The 15,135-nt window shown below is 75.2% G+C and carries 10 protein-coding genes; 5 read left to right on the forward strand and 5 right to left on the reverse strand.

What is annotated here, in order from left to right:
• Window positions 1-192: 192 nt before the first annotated feature.
• On the reverse strand, window positions 193-1,803 hold the full coding sequence (locus ABTZ03_RS20390) for a lipase maturation factor family protein (protein WP_350514487.1): 1,611 nt from the start codon (window positions 1,801-1,803) through the stop codon (window positions 193-195).
• A 222-nt stretch (window positions 1,804-2,025) separates the two neighbouring features.
• Window positions 2,026-3,099 carry a GAF domain-containing protein gene (locus ABTZ03_RS20395; protein WP_350514420.1) on the reverse strand — a complete coding sequence of 358 codons (1,074 nt, stop codon included), beginning with the start codon at window positions 3,097-3,099 and terminating at the stop codon, window positions 2,026-2,028.
• A gap of 440 nt (window positions 3,100-3,539) precedes the next feature.
• Here ABTZ03_RS20395 and ABTZ03_RS20400 point away from each other — a divergent pair, with 440 nt between their 5' ends.
• The 5 genes from ABTZ03_RS20400 to ABTZ03_RS20420 all read left to right on the forward strand — a co-directional run bounded on the left by ABTZ03_RS20400 (window position 3,540) and on the right by ABTZ03_RS20420 (window position 8,810).
• Window positions 3,540-4,844: an acyl-CoA dehydrogenase family protein gene (locus tag ABTZ03_RS20400; RefSeq protein WP_400919393.1), complete on the forward strand. Its 1,305-nt coding sequence runs from the start codon at window positions 3,540-3,542 to the stop codon at window positions 4,842-4,844.
• A gap of 440 nt (window positions 4,845-5,284) precedes the next feature.
• On the forward strand, window positions 5,285-7,351 hold the full coding sequence (locus ABTZ03_RS20405) for a sensor histidine kinase (protein WP_350514421.1): 2,067 nt from the start codon (window positions 5,285-5,287) through the stop codon (window positions 7,349-7,351).
• Window positions 7,348-7,779 (forward strand): roadblock/LC7 domain-containing protein, encoded by a 432-nt coding sequence (locus tag ABTZ03_RS20410; RefSeq protein ID WP_350514422.1) that lies wholly within the window; start codon window positions 7,348-7,350, stop codon window positions 7,777-7,779. The genes ABTZ03_RS20405 and ABTZ03_RS20410 overlap by 4 nt, the downstream gene beginning before the upstream one ends.
• The gene (locus ABTZ03_RS20415) at window positions 7,776-8,159 is read left to right on the forward strand and encodes a DUF742 domain-containing protein (protein ID WP_350514423.1); all 384 of its coding nucleotides are present in this window, start codon (window positions 7,776-7,778) and stop codon (window positions 8,157-8,159) included. Before ABTZ03_RS20410 ends, ABTZ03_RS20415 begins: the two co-directional genes overlap by 4 nt.
• A gap of 75 nt (window positions 8,160-8,234) precedes the next feature.
• Window positions 8,235-8,810, forward strand: coding sequence for a GTP-binding protein (locus ABTZ03_RS20420; RefSeq protein ID WP_350514424.1), 576 nt, complete (start codon window positions 8,235-8,237; stop codon window positions 8,808-8,810).
• A gap of 58 nt (window positions 8,811-8,868) precedes the next feature.
• Here the strand turns inward: ABTZ03_RS20420 and ABTZ03_RS20425 are convergent, their stop codons facing one another.
• The 3 genes from ABTZ03_RS20425 to ABTZ03_RS20435 all read right to left on the reverse strand — a co-directional run bounded on the left by ABTZ03_RS20425 (window position 8,869) and on the right by ABTZ03_RS20435 (window position 15,135).
• Window positions 8,869-9,321, reverse strand: a complete 453-nt coding sequence (locus tag ABTZ03_RS20425; protein ID WP_350514425.1) for a MarR family winged helix-turn-helix transcriptional regulator — start codon at window positions 9,319-9,321, stop codon at window positions 8,869-8,871.
• A gap of 160 nt (window positions 9,322-9,481) precedes the next feature.
• The gene (locus ABTZ03_RS20430; protein WP_350514426.1) at window positions 9,482-11,491 is read right to left on the reverse strand and encodes a hypothetical protein; all 2,010 of its coding nucleotides are present in this window, start codon (window positions 11,489-11,491) and stop codon (window positions 9,482-9,484) included.
• A complete protein-coding gene (locus tag ABTZ03_RS20435) occupies window positions 11,488-15,135 on the reverse strand; it encodes a DUF5682 family protein (RefSeq protein ID WP_350514427.1) in 3,648 nt (1,215 codons plus the stop codon). The genes ABTZ03_RS20430 and ABTZ03_RS20435 overlap by 4 nt, the downstream gene beginning before the upstream one ends.

Raw genomic sequence — 15,135 nt, forward strand, 5'->3', positions numbered from 1 at the left:
TTCTGGGCGACGACGGCGGGGCTGACGGCGAGGGGGCGGCGGACCGGGTGCGCGGGGCCCCTGGGGCGGGACCGGGGGGCGCACGGTCGGGCCGCCGGTTGTGGAGGCCCAGAATACGGGTGCCCGTTCGAGCCTTGCACGCACCCACCGCCGGACGGGCCGGTGTCGTGTGCCATGACGCCCGCCTGGCCGCTACTCGGGAGGGCCACCCGGGTGTCCCTGCGCTGGTCCGGACGGGTGGCCGGGGTGCTCCGTCCGGGGCGGGCGCGGTCGGCGCAGCCCGTCCAGCGGCACGGTGCGGGTGCCCCGGGCGGGGCCCCGCCCGCCGATAACGGGCCCGGTGGTGGCGCGGCGGCCTGGCGGCGGGCGGTGGCCGGCCCGGCCGAGGGCGGGCAGGTCGACCGGCGCGAGGTACTCGTGGAGCGCCGTGCGGTGCCACCACGCGCCGGTTTCCCGCAGTTCGCGCCATCCGGTGAACCGGTAGAGGTAGAGGGTCGCCCGGACGTGGGTCGGTGGGGCGTCGGGGAAGGGGTTGTGGCGCAGCAGCCGCAGGGTCGCCCGGTCGCCGCTCAGCAGGCGGGCGACGAACGGCAGGAACCACGGGCGGGCGTAGCCGGGCGAGATGCCGGCGAACCACATCAGCCAGTCCAGCCGCAGGTGGTAGGGGGCGTACTGGCGCGGGAGGCGGCGCACGTCGCCGGGCTTGCCCTTGAACCCGTACTCGCGCCAGACGGTGTGCGGGGTGAGGACGGCCTCGTCGGTGCCCTCGACCACGACCTCCTGGCGGAGGCGGTTGACGCTGCCGAAGGCACCGTAGGTGTTGACGAGGTGGAGCCGGTTGAAGGAGCGGTTCATCACCTGGCCCGGGGAGAGCAGGTTGCGCACCGGCCAGTAGCTGAGCACCAGGACGGCGGCGGTCACGGCGGCGACCACCGCCTGGTACCAGACGGGGGCGTCGGGGTGGCCGCGGGCGTGGCCGGGCAGGCCGAGGCGGGCCGGTTCGACGGCGGCGAGGGCGAGGACGACGGTCAGCCAGTTGAGCCAGGCGAAGTTGCCGGAGGCGATCAGCCACAGCTGGGTGGCGACCACCGCGCAGGCCGCGTAGCTCGCGATCGGCTGCGGGAGCAACAGGCCGATCGGGACGAGGAGTTGGACGACGTGGTTGGCCGCGACCTCGACCCGGTGCAGCGGGTCGGGCAGGTGGTGGAAGAACCAGCTGAGCGGTCCGGGCATGGGCTGGGTCTCGTGGTGGTAGCGCAGGCAGGTCAGATCGCGCCAGCAGCTGTCGCCGCGCAGTTTGATCAGTCCGGCGCCGAATTCGACCCGGAAGACCAGCCAGCGGATCAGCCAGAGGACGGGGGTGGGCGGCGCGGTGTCGGCGTTGCCGAGGAACGCGGCGAGCGAACCGGCTTCGAGCAGCAGCGACTCCCACCCGAAGGAGTACCAGGTCTGCCCGACGTTGACGATGGAGAGGTAGAGGCCCCAGAGCACCGCCCACAGCAGGATCGACGCCCAGAGCGGGACGGCGTCGCCGAGTCCGGCCGCGACGGCGGCGGCCAGCGCGGCGCCGCTCCAGGCGACGGCGGCGAAGAAGCGGTCGCTGTAGTGGAGGTGGAAGAGCCCCGGTGCCCGGCGGAACGGGACGCGGGCGGTGAAGTGCGGCACCGGCAGCATGCCGTCGGTGCCGATGAGCGCGCGGAACTGCGCGGCGGCGTTCAGGAATCCGATCAGGTAGAGGCCGGCGAGCAGGCGCTGGACGAGCAGTCGGCTCAACCAGTAGTCGGGGGCGGCGAACCAGTCCATCCAGTCCATGCGGCCCATGCCTACCACCGGTGGCCCGTCGGCGGGCCCGGCCGGGCAGCGGGCCGCGGGCGGTTCACCCGCTCGCCCCCGGAACGACAGCGTGGCGGGGAGCCTCTCCTCGGGGGTGAGAGGCGCCCCGCCACGGTGGTGGGCGGTACGGGTGCTGCTGCGGGCGGGTGTGCCCGCGGGCCGTGCTGCCGCGCACGAGCGGCGGTCGGCCGCTCAGTTCGGCAGGACGGGTCCGGCCCCGCCGGCGATGCCCGGCCGGCCGGCCCCGGGGGTGGCGGCGCTCTGCTGGAGCCGGTCGACCAGCAGCGCGGCCAGGGTGCCGAGTTCCTCCTCGGTGCGGGTCTGGGCGGTGACGTCCATGCCGACGGTGAGGACGCCGTTGACCTGACCGGTGCGGGCACCCCGCAGCGGGGTGCAGGTGAAGCTGAAGACCTGGGCGCGCTGTGCGTCGGGACCGCCGGACTGGATCCGGGCGTTGTTGAGGACGGTGGCGCGACCGGTGTGGTACGCCTCCGTGACGGCCTGCTGGAGGCCGGCCGCGCCGAGCTGGGGGTAGGCCGCGCCGATCGCGCCGTACGCCACCGGGACGCCGAAGGTCTCGGCGTGCTGGGCGTTGGCGTAACGGATCTCCTGGCCGGGGCAGTCGGTGAGCAGGATGGGGAACGGGGAGCCGTCGAAGGCCGCGAACATCTCCTGCTGCTGGGCGAGCAGGTTGTCGCGCAGCCGGATCTCGGAGAGCAGCGCCTCGGCGAGGTGCTGGATGTCGCGCAGTCGCTCGCGCCCCCACTGCCGGGGTTCCCGGTCGAGGACGCAGACGGTGCCGATGACGGTGTTGGTGTCGTCGACGAGCGGGGCGCCGAGGTAGGCCCGGACGCCGAGTTCGTCCACGACCGGGTTACCGGCGAACCGGGGGTAGGCGAGGATGTCGTCCAGGGCGAGGGGTGAACGCTGGGCGACCACGTGCGGGCAGAAACCGTGGCTGAGCGGCATCTCCCGGGTGGGGAGGTCGAAGGCGATGCCGCGGTCGGCCCAGGAGGCGCCGTCGTCGGTGGCGAGATCGGACGAGTTTGGCGGAATGTAGAGCCCCCGGAACATCTGGCGCTCGTCGTTGATGAAGTTGACCATCGCGATGGGAGCCCGCGTGATACTGGCTGCCAGGTGAGCGAAGCGGTCGAAGGCCTCGTCCGCGGTGGCTTCGTTGAGACCCAGGCCGCGCAGCCTGCGGGTCCGCTCGGATTCCCCGGCAGGACCCGGGAACTGGCCTTGAGTGCTCATCACATCAGTCATGGCGCACATGTAATCAGACAATCGAGAACCACGGTGGAACCGGGACTGGGCCGCCCTCCTTGCTGATGAACAGTCAAAGCAGCATGTGAGCGACCCACTACAGGTCGACAGAGCGGGGGAAGCACACTCCCCACCCGGCGCGGTGGCAAAACCCGTCACCAGTGCGCCACTGGGCGAACGGGCCGAATCCCGCCAATCCAAGATCCACTAGCTGTGCACCCCGTGCGCACATATGACAATGAGCCCTGCCGAAGACACGGACGGTAGTTCCTGTGCCCCATGGGAGAACCGGTCCTCATGTCCGCATGCACCGATGGCTCTCGAAGCGATCGGCACCGCCACCCCTCCACACCCCCACCCGAGCTCCCTGGGGGAGCGGCCGGAGCGGCATCTACGGCGCGAACGGAGGCACGACGCCCACCGGAACGAGAGGACCAGACATGGCGATGGACTACTTCACCGACGAGCGGCACGAGAGCCTCCGGGCGGAGGTCCGTGCGTTCGCGGAGAAGGAGGTACGTCCTCAGGTGGCCCGGATGGAGGCCGACCGGGAGATCGAGTTCGGACTCTCGCGGGAGATCGCCCGCCGCGGCTGGATCGGCGTCACGATCCCGCGCGAGTTCGGCGGCCTGGGCCTGGGACACCTCGCCAAGACCATCATCGTGGAGGAACTGGCCCGGGTCAGCGGCGCGATGGGCGCCGTGGCCCAGGCCTCGCAGCTCGGCGTCGCCAAGGTCATCCACTTCGGTTCGGACGTCCAACGGCGCAAGTGGCTGCCCAAGTTCGCGTCCGGCGAGGCCCTGCCGACGATCGCGGTCACCGAGCCGGAGTCCGGCGGCCATGTGCTCGGCATGGCCGGCACCGCCCGCCGCGAGGGCAACGAGTACGTGCTCAACGGCCGCAAGGTGTTCGTCGGCAACTCGCACATCGGCGACGTCCACGGCGTGGTGTTCCGCACCGGCACCGGCAGCAGGGGGCTCTCCGCTTTCCTGGTCGAGAGCGACCGGCCCGGCTTCCGCACCGGCACCGCCGGCACCCAGGGCGGCCTGCACGGCTTCAGCTTCGGCGAGCTCGTCTTCGAGAACTGCCGCATCCCCGCCGGCAACCGGCTCGCCGAGGAGGGGCAGGGCCTCGACGTCGCCTACTCCTCCTCCACCCTGTACGGCCGGCTGAACCTGGGCGCGGTGGCGCTCGGGATCCACACCGCCGTGGTGGAGGACACCGTGCGCTACGCCGAGGAACGGGTGCTCTACGGCCAGCCGATCAACCAGCTCAACAGCATCGCGCTGAAGCTCGGCGAGATGCAGTCCCGGCTGATGACGGCCAAGTTGACCGCGTACCACGCCTCCCACCTGCTGGACCACGGCAGGACCTGCGACGCCGAGCTGATGAACGCCAAGCTCATCAACACCGAGTACGCGATGGACTCGGCGCGCCAGGCGATGGAGATCTTCGCCGCGCGCGGCACCCAGGAGGAGCACCAGGTCTTCCGCTACCTGCGGGACGCCACCCACATCTTCGCCCCGGCCGGCACCTCGGACGTGCAGAAGCTGCGGCTCGGGCAGGTGGCGGCGGGCACGTACGGCAAGCAGTGGTCGGCCGAGCTGTCCGACCTGACGAGCTGGGCGTGGACCGAGCTCAACCAGCTGGAGGACGAGGCGCCGTCGATGCAGGAGCAGATCGGGCGGCGGGGCCGGGCCATCCGGGCCGGCGGCCGGGTGGTGCCGCTCGCCGCGGCGGGCTGATCCGGGGCGGGCCCGTCGGGGCGGGCTGCGCCGGGAATGGTCGCTGTTCAGGACGGTGGCGAACCTTCGGCACAGCCACCGCTTGACCTGTTCCTGACGGCTCTTCGGGAGACCCGCCCGGTCTCCCGGGGAGCCGCTCCGCCCGCACGGCGACCGCACTGAGCTGCGGCATTCCGTCGGCGAACACTTCGACCGGAACCGGTCGGCCCCGCCAGCAACCGTTCACATATCGTCAGTTGATGTTGCGACGAGGGCACCTGGGACTGATAGGTTTCCTGCCGTCGGCGGCCGCACTGCACCCCGCCCGGACGGTGACACCACGTCACCCCGTCCGGCGACCCCGGCCTCGGCGCCCTGAAGCCCGACCGGGCCGCTCGGGTCGAACCCGCCGTCCGGCCCCGAGACCCGGCCTGCAACTCGGCCCTGCAACAAGGAATCAGATGCCAGGCATATCGGCCCCCCGCACGGGGCACCGCGCCGGCCGGTCCGGCTCCCTCCGCAGCTCGCTCCTCGCCCTCGTACTGGTCCCCTGTGTGGGCCTCGCCGCCGCCTGGGGATACGCCGCCTACCTGCTGCGCGGCACCGCCGACCGCACCGCGCTGCTGGCCGGAACCGCCGTCGTCGCCCTGGTGCTGCTGGTCAGCCTGGTCCGCGGCATCCGGGCCGCCCGGTCCCTCTCCGCCCGGCTGGCCGAACTGCGCACCGACACCCTCGCACTCGCCCAGCAGGAGATCCCCGAGGTCGTCGGACGCCTGCGAACCGGTGAACCGGTGCCCGCCCCACCCACCTGGGCGCCGTCCCGGCGGGTCGGCGACGAGGTCCAGCAGACCTCCGACGGCCTGGCCGCCGTCCGCCAGGCCGCCGTCGCCGCCATCGTCCACCAGGCCCAGGGCCGCGAGGGGACGAAGAAGGTCTTCCTCAACATCGCCCGCCGCACCCAGATCCTGATCCACCGGCAGATCAGCATGCTCGACGCGCTGGAGCGCGAGCACGAGGAACCCGAGCTGCTGCGCGAGCTGTTCGCGGTCGACCACCTGGCCACCCGGATGCGGCGCAACGCCGAGAACCTGGTCATCCTCGGCGGTGCGCTGCCCGCCCGGCGCTGGCGCAACGCGGTACCGATGGTCAACGTGCTGCGCAGCGCCGTCTCCGAGACCGAGAACTACGCCCGGGTCGTCGTCCAGGGCGTGCCGCGCACCTCGCTCAGCGGACAGGCCGTCGCCGACGTGATCCACCTGGTCGCCGAGCTGATCGAGAACGGCACCACCTTCTCCCCGCCGTACACCCAGGTGCAGGTCTCCGCGCAGGAGGTCCCCAAGGGCCTGGCGGTCGAGGTGGAGGACCGCGGCCTCGGCATGACCGAGGAGGAGTACGAGCGGCTCAACGAGTACCTGGCCAACCCGCCCGAGCTGGACGTCTCCGCGCTCGGCGACGACCTGCGGCTCGGCCTGTTCGTCGTCGCGCGGCTGGCCGCCCGGCACGACATCCAGGTCACCCTGCGTCCCTCACCGTACGGCGGCACCCGGGCCGTGGTGCTGGTGCCCGCGACGCTGCTGGAGCAGGCGGAGCGGCCGGCCACGGTGCCCGGGCTGCCGTCCGGCGCGCGCGTCACCCGGACCCCGGTGCCCGAACAACGGTCCGCGGACGGCGACTTCGGGGACCTCGGCGCGGCCGACGGGGAGCTGTCGGGGGCGCTCGCGGGGGTGCTCAGCGGACTGCTCGGGAGTGCGCCCGCCGCGCCCGGTGCTGCCGGGGATCCTGCTGCGGGCGGTGCCGCTGACCCGACGGGCCCTGCGGCCGGTGCGGCCGGTGCGGCTGGAGCGGCTGGTGCGGTGCACGGCGGGATCGTCGGCGGCGAGCTGATCGAGCGACGGGACGGTGCGGGTGGCCCGGCCGTCCCGGACAACGGCGGACTGCCGGTCGGCGCCTCGATCCCCGGACTGCCCGGTGCCGTGGTGGTGCCCAGGCTGGCGATGCCGCGCCCGTACGACCCGCCGGCCGATCCGATGGACCCGATCGGTCCGACCGATCCGGCGGGCCAGGCCGGTCCGTCGGCGGGCCTCGCCGCCGAACGGCTCGCCGGCGGGGCCGGTGACCTGGCCGCCGACCTCCGGGCGGACGTCACCCCCAGCCACGAACGCCCGCGGGAGGACCACGTGGAGCACGGCCCGGACGGTGAACTGCGCACCCCGCGGATCCTGCCGCAGCGGGTCCGCAACGCCAGCCTCGCCGAGCAGCTCCGCGAGGCCAACGCGCCCGGCGGGACGGTGCCGCCGGTGGCGTCCCCCTCCGCACCGGCCGGTCCGCGCCACGGCGAGGCCGACGACCCCTCTCCGGCCCGGTCCCGCGCCACCATGGCCGCCATCCAGCGCGGCACCCGGACTGCGCGCGAGGCCGGTACCGAGCCCAACCCGCCCGCCACCGCCCCCCACCCGGCCGCGAGCTCCGCCGCCGGGGAAGCCGCGGAAGCCTCCGCCGTTCAGGAACCCAAGGAACAGCAGCGATGACGCAGCACACCGACACCCAGCGCGACCTCAACTGGCTGCTGGACCAGCTGGTGGCGCGGGTACCCGAGACCCGGCACGCCATCGTCCTCTCCGAGGACGGCCTGCTGGTCGGCACCTCCCAGGGCCTCGACCGGGCCGACGCCGAGCACCTGTCCGCCGTCGCCTCCGGCCTGCAGAGCCTGGCCCGCGGCGCCGGGCACCGCTTCAACGGCGGACGGGTCCGGCAGACCGTGGTCGAGATGGACCAGTTGTTCCTGTTCGTCACCACCGCCGGGCAGGGCGCCCGGCTGGCCGTCCTCACCAGCGAGCAGGTGGACGCCGGGCTGATGGCCTACGAGATCAACATGCTGGTCAAGCAGGTCGGCCAGTACCTCACCGCGGCGCCGCGCAGCGACGCGGGCCAAGGCGGCGCGGGTGGCGGTGCGTGACCACCGCCGACGCCGACGAGGGCTGGTTCTACGACAAGGAGGCCGGCCATCTGGTCCGCCCCTACGCGATCACCAACGGGCGCACCGGCCCGGTCCGTGACGGCTTCGCGCTGATCACCCTGGTGGTCACCGCCGACCCGCGCGCCGACACCAGCCGGTTGACCCCCGAGCCGGCCGCGATCCTCGACATGTGCCGCGAACGCCCGCTGGCCGTGGCCGAGATCGCGGCCAGCATGGACCTGCCGGTGAGCGTGGTCAAGGTGCTGCTGGACGACCTGGCGGAGGCCCGGCTGATCCTCACCCGGGCCCCGGTCCAGCTCGCCGAGGCCCCGGACATCTCGCTGATCCAGGCCGTGATCGAGGGCGTCCGACGGCTCTGACCGGCCGGCCGCCCCGCCCGCCGAACCGCCACCGACCCGCCTCGAAACTCCCAGTTCCCTTCCAGGAGACCCGAATTGACGACCAAGAGCCTGGTGCCGGGCGCGGTCAAGATCCTCGTCGCCGGCGGCTTCGGCGTCGGGAAGACCACCATGGTCGGCTCGGTCAGCGAGATCGAACCGCTGCAGACCGAGGAGCGGATGACCCGCGCCAGCATCGGGGTCGACAGCCTTGAGGGCGTCCAGGGCAAGTCCACCACCACGGTGGCGATGGACTTCGGTCGGATCACCGTCCGCGAGGACCTGGTGCTCTACCTCTTCGGTACGCCCGGGCAGTTCCGGTTCTGGTTCATGTGGGACGACCTCGCCCTCGGCGCGCTCGGCGCGATCGTCCTCGCCGACACCCGGCGGCTCGAATCCAGCTTCGCCGCCGTGGACTTCTTCGAGCAGCGCGGCATCCCGTTCGCCATCGGCGTCAACTGCTTCCACGGCCGCCGCGACGCCACCCCGGAGGACGTCCGACGCGCCCTCGACCTCGGGCCCGAGGTGCCGGTGGTGCTGTGCGACGTCCGGGAGCGGGCGTCCAGCAAGGAGCTGCTGCTCGCCCTGCTCGACCGGGTGCACCGGGACGCACTGGCCGTCGCCCGGCGGTGAGGGCCGCAGGGCCGGGCCGGGCAGGTCGGCCGCTCGCCCGGCCGTGCCCGGCTCGCTGTTACGCCTTGGCCGGGGTGAGTTCCGCGAGCGCGTCGACCAGCGGGGCCAGCTCGGGGAGCTCGGCGGCCTGCGTCAGGGTCGCCTCCAGGGTCGCGTCGTGCACCGGCCGGGCGGCCTCCAGCAGGGCGCGGCCCTCCGGCGTCAGCTCGGTGTAGATGCCGCGCCGGTCGTCCGCGCAGAGGTAGCGGCTGAGCAGGCCACGGTCCTCCAGGCGACTCACCAGCCGGGTGGTCGCGCTGCTGCTCAGCGCCGCCGCCCGGGCCAGCTGCTGCATCCGCATGTGCCAGCCGTCCTGGCGGGAGAGCGCCTCCAGCACCGTGTACTCGACCACCGAGAGCTTGTGCTCCGCCTGGAGCGCCTTCTCCAGCGCGGTGTCGATCAGCCCGTGCAACGCGGCAAGCGTCCGCCAGCCACTGGCCCGGACCTCAGCCGCATCGTCGCGGATGCCCATGGCTCGCCTTCCCCTCGCGTCCTGTGCTGTCTACTGCTGCTTCCTCCCACAAGTATGCCAGTCGGCGCGGATTATCGGTCTCTGCAAATACTTCGGCTCGGGGACCGGCCGGTGCCTCGGCTCACGACTCGGCTTCACGGCACGGCTTCACGGCACGGCTTCACGGCGTGGCCGGGTGGGGCACCTCCTCGTCTTCCCAGGCGGCGGAGCAGAGCGCGACGGCCAGTGCCTCGGTGTAGCCGGCGGCGGCCAGCCAGGCGGTGGCGAAGGCGTCGTGGTCGTCCTGGACGATCCGGCCGAACACGTCGCGCGGCCGGTTCGCCCCGGCCGCCCGCAGACCGTCCAGCAGGTCGGCGGCCGTGGCCAGACCGGCGGCGCGCAGCAGGCCCAGGTCGGCCGCCGCCGTGGCCGGGCTCGGGGCGAGGGCCGACCGGCCGGTGGTGACCGTCTGCTCCACCCGTCGGCCCAGCACGTGCACCGGCGGGCCGACGGGCGGCGCGACGGGGAGCGGCTCCGGTGCGGGCCCGGCCGACCGCTCGACGGTCTGGAGGTCGGCGGTCTGGAGGCGCTCCAGACCGAGGTTGATCCGGCCGGCCCGGTCGCCCGGGAGGACGAGGCGGTGGGACTCCCCCCGGTCCGCGTCGGGGGCGGGGGCTGCGTCGGGGGCGGCGGCGTCCGGGGGTGTGCCGATCGCGAGCACCCGCAGCTCCGGGCGGTCGGCCCGCTCCAGCCGGCCGATCAGCCGCAACCGCAGGCCGGGGGCCGTGGCGAGCAGCGCGAGATTGGCGCGGAAGGCCAGGCCGGGATGCTCGTGCCCCGGGCGCAGCACGACCACCGGCTCGCTCCCGCCGGTACGGGTACAGGCACGGCCCAGCAGCTGGAGCGCCCCGCCGGGGCCGCTCGGGGCCGCCCCCAGCAGGGTGACGTCCAGGAACAGCAGGTCGCTCCCCGCCGGGCGGCTCTCGTACGGCAGCTCCTGCGCCGCGAGCGCTCGCGCCACCTGGGCGGCGGGCGGCTCGGACCAGAGCCGGGCCACCGGCTCCGCCGTCCAGTCCGCCCCGGCCGCGCGGACCGCCCGGACCGAGGCACCCGCCCCCAGCCGGCCGGCGACCGACCTGGTCGCACCCTGGACGGCCAGCCCGGCACGGCTGAACTCGCGGTGGCTGAGCGCCGCGTCACCCAGCCGCACCGTCCGGTTGCCCGCCCCGACGGCCAGCGGCGCGGCGGCCGCCGCATCACCGTGCGGCAGCACCTCCGCGACCGTGCTCAGCCGCCCGCCGGTGTCCACCGCCCAGCTGACCGCACCGGCGTGGGTGGCGGTCAGCACCGGCTCGGCGAACAGCCCGTACAGCCGTAGGCCGCCCTCCTCCGCGTAGCTCTGGCGGGCGGTGCCGCGCAGCGCGCCGAGCGGGGCGGAGGCGGCGGACGCCGGATCGGCGGCGAGGGCGGGGCCGGTCAGGGCGGTGGTGAGGCCGAGCAGGTCGCGCAGGACGGCGACCAGGTCCGCCAGCCGGTGGTCGGGCGCACCGGAGCGGGCCGCCCGGATCCTGGTCACCACGGCGACCGCCGCCGCGGCCGGTCGGTACAGTCCCGCCACCCGGGCCCGGTGGGCGGCGCGCAGCAGTTCGGCCTGGGACACGGCGCCCGCACCGCTCACCCCGGCGGCCAGCAGCGCGCAGGCGGCCCGGTGGAGGTGGCGGGCGGCGGCGAGTTCGGCCGGGGTCAGGGCGGCGGGCTCGGGCGGCTCGGTGGCCGTCGGTTCGTCGCCCCCGGGCTCCGTCGGGACGGAGGCCGTCGGTACCGAAGCCGTCGGTACGGGCTCCGGCGGTACCGAAGCCGCCAGTGCGGGCTCCGTCGGCTCGGGGGCCTCGGCCAGCGGGCAGAGGGTGACGGCGGCGGCGCGGTGCACGCAGGCCGGGGCCAGCAGGCAGCCGCACCGGACGTCGTCCGGGCCGACGACCACCCCGCCGGGGGCGTGCAGGACGAGCGACGCCTCCTCGTCGACCGGCACCCGCCACTCGTCGCCGGACCGGCTCACCGGCCGCTGCGCCAGCTTCGCCACCGCGGCGTCCAGCCGCTTCTGCAGGCGGGCGCTCAGCCCGGACACCACCTCGGCGACCACCTCGGGCCGGACGCCCGGCCAGTCGTTCTCACACGTCGTCGCGCTCATCGCACCTTCTCCCCCACCCAGCGGGCCAGTTCCCATGGACTCAGTGCCGCCACCGGCATGCCGGCCGCGACCAGTCGGCCCGCGACCGCCTTCGAGTACCGGGCCGTCCCGGTGTCGTCCAGCGCCGCGCAGCCGAGCAGGTGCACTCCGGAGTCCACCAGCGCCCGGGTCTCGGCGAGCAGCCCGTTCACCGGGCCGCCCTCCTCGAAGTCGCTGACCACCGCGATCAGCGTCCGCGACGGCACCGTCACCAACCCGCGCGCGTAGCGCAGCCCGGTCGCGATGCTGGTGCCGCCGCCGACCCGCACCTCCAGCAGCAGGCTCAGCGGATCCGCCACCCGCTCCGTCAGGTCGAGCACCTCGGTGGAGAAGGCGACGAAGTGGGTGGTCAGCGAGGGCACCCCGGCCAGGATCGAGGCGGTGAGCGCCGCCCAGACCGTGGACGCCTCCATCGACCCGGACACGTCCACCACCAGGATCAGCCGCCAGTCGTTGGCCTGCCGCGCCCTGGTCCGGAACACCGGACGCTCCGGCACGATCAGGGTGCCCTCGCCGTCCGGTCCGGGACGGGCGGTGGCCAGGTTGGCCCGGATGGTCCGGTGCAGGTCCAGCCCGCCGCCCGGGCGCCGGGACGGGCGCGGGACGCTGATCCCGGTCAGCGCCGGGCGCAGCCTGGTCGCCAGCTCCCGGCTCAACTCGTCCACCAGTCTCCGCACCAGCGGACGCAGCCCGGCCACCCGGGCCTCCGGCAGACCGCCCGCGTGGTCCAGCACCGCGCGCAGCAGCTCGACGGACGGGCGGACGGCGGACGGGTCGATCGCCTCCAGGACGTCCGTCCGGCCCTGGGCGACCGCGGCGGCCAGGACCTCCTCCCGCACCCCCGGGCCGAACAGCGCCTCCAACTCCTCGGCCCACTCGCGCACCCCCGGGAACGGCGTCTCCCGGCCACCGCCCCGCCCGCCCCGGCCGGCCCGGTCGTCCAGGCCCGGGCCGGAGCCCTCGCCGTGCCCCCGGCCGTACAACTCGTCGAGGGCGGTGGCGAGTCGGGCACCGCGGCCGGTCAGGCCGCCCGTCCCCGGGCGGCCGAGCAGCAGCCGCCAGCGCTCGGCGGGAGCGAGGGCGTGGCCGGTGGGCGAGGACTGCCCGGCGGGCACCGGGACGGGCCCCGGCTCGCCCGGCTCGCCCGGCTCGCCCGGTCCGGCCGCGGGAGGCAGCAGGCCCCGACCGGCCAGCACCCGGCGGGCCGCCAGGTCCGCGCGCACCCAACGGGCCACCAGCGCGGGGTCGGTCTGCTCCGGCAGCGCGGCCAGCCGCGAGCCGAGGCGCTCCTCGACCAGGGACAGCAGGCGGTCACGGGCGGCCGGGCTGAGCGTGTCGAAGCCGCCGCGCAGCGCGGGCAGCCGGTCCAGGAACGCGGCGTCCGACAGCGAACCGACCCGTTCCAGCAGCGGTTCGAGCGCCTCGGGCGCACTGTCGAAGAGGCCCTCTGCGGCCGTCAGCACCCCGACCAGCAACCGGCCGAGCACCTGCCGCGCCCGTACGTCCGTCGCCCCGTCCACCCAGGACGCGGCCCGCCCGCCGAAGGCCTCGGCCGGCTCCTGCCCGAGCAGCACCCGGACCGCACCGGCCGCACCCCGCACCAACGGGCTTCCCCGCTCGGCGAGTTCACCCAGGACATGGCCCAGGCGCACCCCGCCGGACCGGTCCGCCCGCCGCGCCAGCTCCACCAGCGCCCGCGCGTCCCCGGGATCGTCCGACCCGCCCAGTCCCTCCACCTGCCGCACGGCGGCCGCCGTCAGCACCTCCACCGCCTCCTCGAACGGGGTGGACCGGTCCACGCGGACGGACTCGGCGTCGACCGGTGGAAGGGCCGGATCCGTGGTCGGGAAGTGGCCGGCGGTGAGCCGGTCGAGGAGGGCGAGGCCGTCCAGCAGGTCGGGGAGGGTGGCGCCGGCGGGAAGGGTGGCGGTGAGTTGGCCGAGGCGGGTGGTGGTGAGGGCGGGGAGGGCGCAGGCGGCGGCGTCGGCGAGGCCGTCGATGACCTCGCGCGGGGTGGGGTCGTCGGTGAGGTGGGCGCGGAGGAAGCCCTCGGCGGCCTGGGCCGGGGTGACCCCGCGGGTGCCGGCGACGGTGAGGAGGGCGGCGACCGTCGGGGTCCAGTGGGGGCGCCAGCGGGTGCCGAGGGTTTCGGTCCCGCCCGGCCCGGTGGTGGGGACGGGATCGGCGTAGGGGACGCCGCAGGCGGTGAGGCGGTGGAAGAGGATCTCGCGGCGGCGGTCCAGGGGGCTGCGCAACGGGTCGAGCCGCAGTTCGCGCGGGCCGGGGTCGGCGGGACCGGGGAGGCCGAGTTCGGCGAGGAGGCTCTCGACGGCCGGGGCGAGACCGCTGCGCGGGGCGGCGGGGGTCGGGCGCCCGGTGCGGGTGCCGACCAGGACCTGTTCGAGGGCGCGGGCGACGGCCCGGCCCCGGCCGAGGGGTTCACCCTGGGCGAGGACGGTCTGGACGGCTTCGACGAGTTCGCCGCGACCGGGGGCGGCGTGGCCGCGCAGGCGGGCGAGGTCGCCGGCCAGCCGGACGATCTCACGGGCGTCGGCCGGGCCGGAGGGGTGGTCCTGGGTGCGCAGCGCGGCGCAGATCCGGACGGCGGTGGTGGTGAGGGCCTCGGCGAGGTACTGCGGGTCGCCCCCGGCGTCGAGGACGGTGTGCTGCCACTCCGGGTCGCGGATGCCCGCGGGGTAGCCGGAGCGGGCGTCGAGCAGCGGGTAGGTGTACGGGATCAGGGAGAGCACGTGGCCGGGGTCGTCCGGACCGGGCGGCTGCTCGGGGGCCGTCGGCCCGTCGAGCAGGGCGGGGGCGTGGAAGGCGCCGACCACGACGGCGGTCCGGCGCCCGTCGGCGGTGGCCGCCCGGATGCGGGCCCGCATCCAGGCTTCGCGGCGCAGGTCGTACGGGTCGACGCCGGGGCCGGTCTCCGCGTCGTGGCGCAGCCCCCAGCCGACCAGCAGGGCGGCGCGCCGGACGGCCTCCGGGGTGGAACCGGGGGCGGCGGTCTCGACCAGGCGGTCCCACAGGTCCTCGTCGGAGGCGCGGCCGGTGAGGCGGTGGCGCAGCGCGTCGGCGACGCCGGGGGTTGCCGGGCCGTCGGGGCCGTCGGGACCGGCGCGGTGGGCGGTGGAGCGGTGGCCCGCGCGGTGGGCTAGCGGAAGGTCGCAGGCGATGGCCTCGACGCCGTTGCGCCGGGCCCAGCGCAGGGCGACGAGTTCCGGGGAGAAGTCGGCGAACGGGTAGAAGGCGAGCCCGCCGGAGCCGTCGGAGGGCCCGGAGCCGTCGGAGCGCCCGGACGGGGCGGCGGCGAGGGCCACCGGGGCCTCGGTCGCCTCGTCGGCGAGCAGGTCGAGCCAGGGCTGGAACTCGGCCGGTAGTTCGACCAGGACGACCTCGGGCCGGGCGGTGTCGAGCAGCGCGGGCAGGACCGCGCTGAGGGAGGGCGCGTGGTGGCGCACGCCGATCAGGTAGGGCCCGGGCCGGTCGGTACCGGAGCCGGCCAGCCGCTCCGTCTCGGCACGGACGTCGGGGTCGGTACCGGGGCTGGCGCCGGGGCCGGGGACGGGGCCGACCCCGGGCTGCACCGCGCTGCTCGTCAT

It is taken from the genome of Kitasatospora sp. NPDC096077, assembly GCF_040303245.1.
Classification (GTDB): Bacteria; Actinomycetota; Actinomycetes; order Streptomycetales; family Streptomycetaceae; genus Kitasatospora.